The sequence below is a fragment of the Spiroplasma endosymbiont of Megaselia nigra genome (genome assembly GCF_003987485.1).
In the GTDB taxonomy this organism is placed as follows: Bacteria; Bacillota_I; Bacilli_A; order Mycoplasmatales; family Mycoplasmataceae; genus Spiroplasma.
The window spans coordinates 1-8329 of sequence record NZ_RCOO01000047.1 but is presented as its reverse complement, the minus strand read 5'-3'; the positions used below and the strand labels follow the sequence as shown (position 1 = coordinate 8329).

The window sequence follows — 8329 nt, the reverse complement described above, 5'->3', positions numbered from 1 at the left end:
AGTTTTCATTCTTTATTAAAAAAAGCAACAATTCATAACAATATTTACTTATCGCATGACGAATATATTAATGATGTTAAAAAATGAAATAAATGATATTCAAGCCGCAAAGAAAAGGATATAATAAATAAAAGTTTATAAACCTTTTTACTAATACTTACTTTTTGGGGTGCACTCTATAAATAAAATTTTGTCCTATTTAATGGGCACACTCCCTAATAAAAATTATTTTCTCATAAGAGATTTAATTGTTCCATCTACTATTGATTTTAAAGTTAATTCATAAATTATAGTATCATTTTGCTGATGAGGAACAACTAATATAATTTCATATTCAATTCTATTATCTATAATTCGATCACCGACTTGATAAATAGATTTTATTTCAAGGGAATTATTTTGTTCATTATCGGTATAATCATAATTATTTAGATTAAAGCCAACCTTCTCACGAAATGTTTGATTTTCTATTATTGTTAGGTCATCAAATTTTAGCGAAAAAGTATTAATTTCTTCATTATTTTGTTCTTCATCTTCAATTTTATCTTGTTCTAATTCAGTTTGAATTTTTTTTCGACCAAAAATTGCACTTAATGAAAGTTTCTTTTCATTTTTTGATTCAGATAACATTCCTGTTGACAAAAATTGTTGCGTTGGAAAATTATTAACAAAATTTTCATCACGTTTTGGCATAATATACTCTGTCGGATTAACTAAACTCTTTGGGCGTTCAATACCACTAGTTATTTGTTCTAATTCATCTTGATTAATAATGTTTGAATTTTGATGCCGTGATGTTTGCTTTGCTTGAATAAGGTCTAAATCTTGGCTTTGATAATCAACTGGATTATCGTTCATTTGAGTCAAAGTTGGAGCAACTGGTTTTGGCGTAATTATTCCAGTAATTTTTTTTAATGTCTTAACATCTTTATGCAATTTAATTAAATATTCTTGAATTTGATTCATATTTGTTTTTAAATCATCTAAGAGTTGCCCATCATTATTACCCGATGAACTTTCTGATTTTAATGTTGGTATTTTTTGTTTTAATAAAAACACTAAAATACTAATAAAAAAACCTAAAACACAAACTGGAATCATTACTACTAAGAAAAAATAACCAATTTGATATAAAAGAATAACATTTGCGGCAAAAACTTCGCCAGCAGCATTTTTAATTTGCATTGTAAAAATAAAATTAAAACCATATTGTATGATAAAAAACACGTATGGAAAATTTTGAACACCTTTTTCAACACCAAAACCACTAGTACCAACTAATCCTAATTAATGATTATTCGAAAGAATATAATAAATTTCTTTACCGGCAATAATAATTAGTAACAATGATAATAATATAAACAAAAGCATGAAAATAAAAAAGATAAGAATAAAAATTTGTGTTTTTGTTAATTTTGTTTTCATTAGCTTAAATTAAAATTAATTCACGTTTTGCTTCTGTTAAAAGATGAAATCCATTTTCGGTGACTAAAATATCATCTTCAATGCGAACACCACCTAAATCAGGAATATAAATTCCTGGCTCAACAGTAATAACCATTCCTGGTTCTAATAAGACATCGCAAAATGGTGATACGCGAGGAAATTCATGGATTTCAATCCCAACCCCATGCCCTGTTGAATGTGTAAAATATTCGCCATAACCTTTACTTATGATATAATCACGACAAATTTTATCAATCATTGCTGTTGTAACGCCCGGTTTAATTGCATGAATTCCTAAACTTTGTGCTTCATAAACAACATCATAAATTTCTAACATTTTAGATGATGGTGTTCCTAACCCAATTGTTCGTGTTGTATCAGAACAATAACCATTATAAATACAACCAAAATCAATTGTAATTAATTCATTATTCGCAATTTTTTTATCAGTTGCACGTCCATGTGGCAATGCTCCTCGTAATCCAGAAGCAACAATTGTATCAAAACTAGGTTTATCAGCACCAGCTTCAACAAAACTATTAATAATAATTTGTTCAACTTGGCGTTCTGTCATTCCAACTTTAATTTTGTTAATAACATTATTAATTGCAATATCACCAATTGCACATGCTTGCTTTAAAGCTTCAATCTCAGAATTTGTTTTAATTGCTCGTAATTCTGAGAAATCAACTGGTTTTAAAGTAACGGATGATAAATTTGTTGTTAAATTTTGATAAGTCAAATATGTTAAGTAATCACTTTCAAAAGCTAAAGTTTTGACCTTGTTTTTAACCAAATCAATTTGCAACATTCCAAAAAAGCCACCAGGATGATTGGTTGTCATTTCAATAACATTTGTAACATTTTTTGCTTCCTTCTTACCAGCAGTAATATATCGTCCATCTAAATACAAGATTGATTCAGTTTTTGTGAATAACAAATAACCTTCGGAAGAAGCAAATTCAGATAGTCAAAAACGGTTAACGGTTGAATGAAATAAAATCCCATCAACCTGATATTTTTCTAACAATTGCTCTAATTTTGCTTTTTTATCTAATTTTACTTTAACATATTCCATTAGCATTATTCTCCTTTTCTTCTCTATAAATTTAACTCTTATTTTTTCATAATACAAGGATATTTCTTAATTAATTAAGTTTCTTAAAATTTCTTCAAGATTATTCATCTCTTTTTTAATTAAACCATTTTCATAACCATAATGTGAAATTGTTGCATTATGATTAATTAATAAATCAATAATCTTCGCATATAAACCAGTTTCTTTGATAACTTCTTCAAAAATAATAATTTGTTGATATTTTTCCATATTAATTTGTTTTATCATTTCTCTATCAACTGGATTAATAAAGCGAGCATTAATAACATTAATTTTTTTTGTTTCTAATTTTGTGATAACTGTTTTTGCTTTAATTACATTATTCCCATATGTGATTAATAAAATTCGCGCTTTAGGATTTTTAATAACATATTCTCATTGTCCAACTGAGAATGGTACTGACAAAACTTGCTGCGTAATTCCCCCTTTTGGATAACGAATAAAAAAAGGATCTTTTTTATTAATTAAAGCTAACTTTAATAACTGATCAAACTCACCACTAGTTGCTGGTTGACTAATAATTGGTAAATCACCCATACTATTTAAAAACCCAATATCATAAATTCCATGGTGACTACCCCCATCCGCAAGTGCTAAACTAGCTCGGTCAATTAAAAAAACAACTGGCAAATGATTACGAACAACATCATGTAAAATTTGATCATAAGTTCGTTGCAAAAAACTAGCATACATATTCACAATTACTTTTTGATGGTCTAAAGCAAAACCAGCAGCTAAGGTCACAGCGTGTTCTTCTGCTAAACCAACATCCAAACAATATTGAGAATTTTGAAGCATAAATTCTTCTAAATGAACTGAAGCTTGCATTGCAGAAGAAATAAAATAAAATTTTTCTGATGCTGTTTGAAATACTTTTTCCAATGTTTTTGCAACATAATAACTTCATTCATTATGTTTATTATCAGTTAAACTATAAGAATGATATTTCTCTTGTTCTGCTTGGGTTAACCCATAACCATAACCTTTTTTTGTTTTAAGGTGCAGAACAACACTTGCATTTCGTTTTTTTGCTTGACGAAGACTTTTTGCTAATTTACGAAAATTATGGCCATCCACTGTCCCAATATAATCTAAATTAAAACCATCAAATAACCCTGGAATTGCAAAACTACGAATAATTTTTTCAACTAATAGGTGGCCTAATCATAATAATGTTAATGGGGGAATATAACGTAAAACTTTTGCAACTTTACTAGCACTACGATATAGTCATCCAGTTCGAACTTTACTAACTGTTGTATGTAAAATATTAACATTTTTAGAAATACTCATTCCATTATCATTTAAAATAACAATAATTTTATTGGAAATTGTTCCCAAATAAGTTAAAGCTTCTAAAGTTAAGCCATTAGTAAATGCTGCATCCCCGATCACACAAATAATATTATTATATTTTTGATTATAACTATAAGCAATTGCTGTAGATAAACCAGTTCCCGCATGGCCATTAGAAAGATGATCATATTTACTTTCGTTAATATGTTGAAAAGCCGCTAAGCCATCAGGTAAGCGAATCGTTGAAAAATGTGCTTTACGATCAGTTAAAATTTTATAAGCATAAGTTTGATGACCAGTATCAAAAATAATCAAATCATTATTGTCAATGTCAAAAGTTTTTAATAAACTAATTGTTAATTCAACTGCCCCTAAATTACTAGCTAAATGTCCCCCATTTTTGGTAACTGTTTCAATAATAAGACGACGAACATCCGTTGCTAATTCAATTAAAGCTTTTGTTTTTAAATTTTTTAAATCAGTATGATGCTGATAATCTTGTAATTTCATCTTTTAACCCCACTTAATACTTTTGTAAAAAGTAATTAATTTGTTGAACAAAATTATTGAAATATAATGGTGTAATTTTTCCAATCAAATAATGACAGTAAGCTGTTACATCTAATTTTATTTTATAAATTTCAACATTACTACTATCCTTTAATAACTTTCTCATTACTGTTAAATTAATTAAAAAAACAAGATAATAACCATAATTAAAATATAATTCATGATTTGGAAGCTTAACAAAAGGTTGATAAAAAACATTAGCAATAAAATTATAAAGTAAATTAAAATTATAATACATCTTAATTTTTGAATTTGTAATGTCATTATTTGCAAAAATTATTTCCTCATAATTATCATCGAGGTAATTAACAAAAATTTTGCTTTTTAATTCCTTAATTACTTTTAAAATTTGTTCTTGTTCACGTTTTACACCGGTATGACGAATATATTGAATATGATAATAAATTAAAACTAATTTAATTAAAATAATACTATCAAAATATTCTTGCTCATCTAAATTATTTAATCGTAATAAATAAACAAAATTTTTAATTAAAATATCTTTTTCATCAAAAGTTTTAAAATCTTTTAAAATCACCCGACTTAATTTTAACTCATGCAATTTTTTCCAAATTTTAATATTATTTTTTTTAACTCAGCCACTACGTTCAAAAATTTGCCCTGCCATAATAAATTATTCTTCATCAACTTTAAAATCAGTTGGGTTATTATCCTTAACAATTTTAGTGACTTTATCTTTAATATCTTGTAATTTAGTTTCCGCTAATTTTGTTAATTTAATGCCCGTTTCAAAAGCATCAATTGCTTGATCTAATGGCAATTGATTATTTTCTAAATCATTAACAATTTGCTTTAATTGTTCTAAAATTTGTTCAAATGATTTATTATTTGTCATTTTTTTCACCATCCTTATTAATTGCTTGTACAATTGATTGAATAATTCCATCTTGCACACGTGTCATTATTATATCATTATTCTGAACATCATTGGTTACTGATATCACATTTTTATTTTCATTGTAAGTAATACTATAACCACGAGTTAATGTTTTTAAAGGACTTAATAAGTCTAATTTACTTATTAAATTATTTTTATTATGTTCAATTGTTAAAATTTGTTGTTGAATTGTTCTTACTAATTTTTGATAATAATTTTGAATCATATTTTTATTTGCTATAAAGAATGTTTCTTGTAAAACATTAAACTGCTTTAATAATAATTGATAAGAATGCTCAGATTGTGTATATAATGCTTGGGGTTTTGTTAAAACATAACTATTTTTTAATTCGCTTAGTTTATCTTGCATCTTATCAACTTTGCCTTTAATAAGATTAATTAAATGACGGCGTTGTTGTTGCAAATAATTAACTAATTCTTTCTGATCAGGTGTTGCTAATTCAGCCGCCGCCGTTGGTGTCGGTGCTCGTAAATCACTAACAAAATCAGCTAAAGTAAAATCAATTTCATGACCAACAGCTGAAATAACTGGGATAGTTGCTTGATAAATTGCTTCAACAACTTCAAGTTCATTAAAAGCTCATAAATCTTCAATACTGCCCCCACCACGACCAACAATTAATGTATCAAGCTGCGGAGTAAATGCCTGTGCTGCCTTAATTTTTGCTCGAATATCATGTTTTGCGTCACTTCCTTGCACTAAACTTGGAAATAAATAAATGTTTGCTTGGGGAAAACGGCGATGAATTGTAGTAATAATATCACGAATGGCAGCACCAGTTGGAGCTGTTATTACACCAATATTATTTGGAAAACGTGGAATTGGTTTTTTTAAAGATTGATCAAACCAACCTTTTTTACTTAATTCTTGTTTTAAGGCTTCATATTTTAAAAACAAAGTACCAACACCTTGTAAAGATAAAGTAACTACTTGTAAACTATATGTTCCTTGCGGCTCATATACCTTAATAGAACCTGTTGCAATAATTTTTAAACCTTCTTTTAATTTAAATTGTAAGTTTTTTGCATTAAACGCAAACATAATTGCCCGAATTTGGGCTTTTTCATCTTTGATTGTAAAATAAACATGTCCTGAAGAGTGATTTGTAATATTAGAAATTTCTCCTTGTAGAGAAATATTAATTAAATTTGGTTCTTGTTCAATTATTGTTTTTAAATAATAATTAATTTCACTAACTGTATAAATATTTTTACTCATTTTTCTCTCCATTATCAATATCTTCCAATTAATAATATCATTGAAACAATAAAATAATTAAAAAATAAATGTTATTAAAGTAACAACATTTCTTTTTTTTTCAAAAGCAATTAAAGTGTTAATTTTTCTTTTACATCTTTTCGATAAATAAAATAATATAAAAATGGTAAGAAAATTCCTCCACTTAAGAAATTTCCAATTAAAGTTGGTAATTGAACATTGTAAGCAAATTTTCCAAAATCTGCTCAACCACCACTTGTTCCAAAAATTTTTAAAAATGGTTGTAAAAATCATAAATATGAATTAGCAACTACATGCGAAAATCCAGAAATTGCAAAAGCCATAATAATTAAATTTACAACAAAGAATTTAGCAACAGATGATTTAGTTGTATGTGCAGCATAAATCGAACCAGCAACTAAAAAGTTACATAAAATGGCACTCCCAAAGTTTTCTCATCATTTGTGTTCTAATTTTCCATTAATTAAGATTACCGCATTATTATAAAAATCAGTTTTAGAACCAGGCGTATGATTTAAAAAACCAACTCACGCTGTTAAACCAGCCATCACTAAACAACCTAGGAAATTACCACTTAAAACAATAAATAAATTACTAACAAATCTTCCAACATTTAATTGTTTTTTAAAAACAACAATTAATGCTAAAGAATTTGATGTAAACATTTCTCCCCCAAGAAAAACAATCATTGTAATTGCAACAGTAAAGACAAGACCAAATACTAAACTTTTTAAACCAATTGGGATATTATCTCAATTTCCCCTTGTTGCCGTAATTGCAGCAATATAACCAAATCCAATAAATAAACCAGATGCTAAACCCATTAAAAAGGTTTTATAAAATGGACTATTTCCTTTTTTTAACGCATACTTATAAATATTTACAAAACTATCCTCATTGCTATAAATATCGGAATTATCTACTTTTTCTTCTTTTTTAATTTCGTCCCTCATTTTTTCTCCTCTTTTTCACATTTTATTTCTCTATAAATAATGCTTTATTATTCTATCATAAAAAATAAAAACCTAAATATAATCTAAACTTAAAATAATTAATAACCAGTATTTTTAAATAAGAAACTTTTTAATGTCATTTATCTGACAATAATTGTTTTTATCATCCACCATATCAAACAAGACCCGAAATTTTTAATATATAAAAATTCGGTAAGACAAAAAAGTAAATCACATAAATCCTTCTTATTTTCTTACAAATCGTTTTTTTATTACCCTAAGGCAAATGTTTTACAATTTCATTATAAAAAAATTGATATAATTTACCTGTTAAGGTAATGAATGATAAATTTTACAACTTAGAAAGGGTAAAAAAATATGTTATTTTTAACAAATATAACAAAATCACAAGAAATTTGAAACAAAATTATTTCAATTGGAATGCCATCAACAATTGCTGTTATTGTAATTATTTTATTATGTTTAATTATTAAATATCTTAAAATTAAACGAATTATTTATACAATTATTTTATTAGTAATTATTGCTTTAATTTGTATTGCAATTTGATATTTTAAAGATGATATCTTAGGAATTGTTTCAAAATATATTAAAATTGAGAACATAAAAACATTATAAAGCTAATAAAATAAAAATAAATTTATAAAAAGACTGATTGAAAATTATAGTGCACCCCAAAAAGTAAGTATTAGTAAAAAAGGTTTATAAACTTTTATTTATTATATCCTTTTCTTTGCGGCTTGAATATCATTTATTTCATTTTTTAA

Annotated in this window: 8 protein-coding genes; 1 reads left to right on the top strand and 7 read right to left on the bottom strand. The window is 26.3% G+C overall.

What is annotated here, in order from left to right; all coding sequences use genetic code 4:
• Positions 1 to 225 precede the first annotated feature (225 nt).
• The 7 genes from D9R21_RS03135 to D9R21_RS03105 all read right to left on the bottom strand — a co-directional run bounded on the left by D9R21_RS03135 (position 226) and on the right by D9R21_RS03105 (position 7541).
• Entirely contained in the window at positions 226 to 1227 is a 1002-nt protein-coding gene (locus D9R21_RS03135; protein ID WP_158613858.1) for a hypothetical protein, read from the bottom strand.
• Positions 1228 to 1429: 202 nt separating this feature from the next.
• Complete coding sequence (locus D9R21_RS03130) at positions 1430 to 2524, bottom strand: aminopeptidase P family protein (protein WP_126821060.1); 1095 nt, start codon at positions 2522 to 2524, stop codon at positions 1430 to 1432.
• Positions 2525 to 2590: 66 nt separating this feature from the next.
• Entirely contained in the window at positions 2591 to 4369 is a 1779-nt protein-coding gene (locus D9R21_RS03125; protein ID WP_126821059.1) for a 1-deoxy-D-xylulose-5-phosphate synthase, read from the bottom strand.
• Between the two features lie 13 nt (positions 4370 to 4382).
• Positions 4383 to 5057: a hypothetical protein gene (locus D9R21_RS03120; protein WP_126821058.1), complete on the bottom strand. Its 675-nt coding sequence runs from the start codon at positions 5055 to 5057 to the stop codon at positions 4383 to 4385.
• Positions 5058 to 5063: 6 nt separating this feature from the next.
• Entirely contained in the window at positions 5064 to 5285 is a 222-nt protein-coding gene (xseB, locus tag D9R21_RS03115) for an exodeoxyribonuclease VII small subunit (RefSeq protein ID WP_126821057.1), read from the bottom strand.
• Positions 5275 to 6579, bottom strand: coding sequence for an exodeoxyribonuclease VII large subunit (xseA, locus tag D9R21_RS03110; protein WP_241568711.1), 1305 nt, complete (start codon positions 6577 to 6579; stop codon positions 5275 to 5277). The genes xseB and xseA overlap by 11 nt, the downstream gene beginning before the upstream one ends.
• A 98-nt stretch (positions 6580 to 6677) precedes the next feature.
• Positions 6678 to 7541: a formate/nitrite transporter family protein gene (locus D9R21_RS03105; protein WP_126821056.1), complete on the bottom strand. Its 864-nt coding sequence runs from the start codon at positions 7539 to 7541 to the stop codon at positions 6678 to 6680.
• A gap of 378 nt (positions 7542 to 7919) precedes the next feature.
• Between D9R21_RS03105 and D9R21_RS03100 the strand changes: the two genes are divergently transcribed.
• Positions 7920 to 8180, top strand: a complete 261-nt coding sequence (locus D9R21_RS03100) for a hypothetical protein (RefSeq protein ID WP_126821055.1) — start codon at positions 7920 to 7922, stop codon at positions 8178 to 8180.
• Positions 8181 to 8329: the final 149 nt, after the last annotated feature.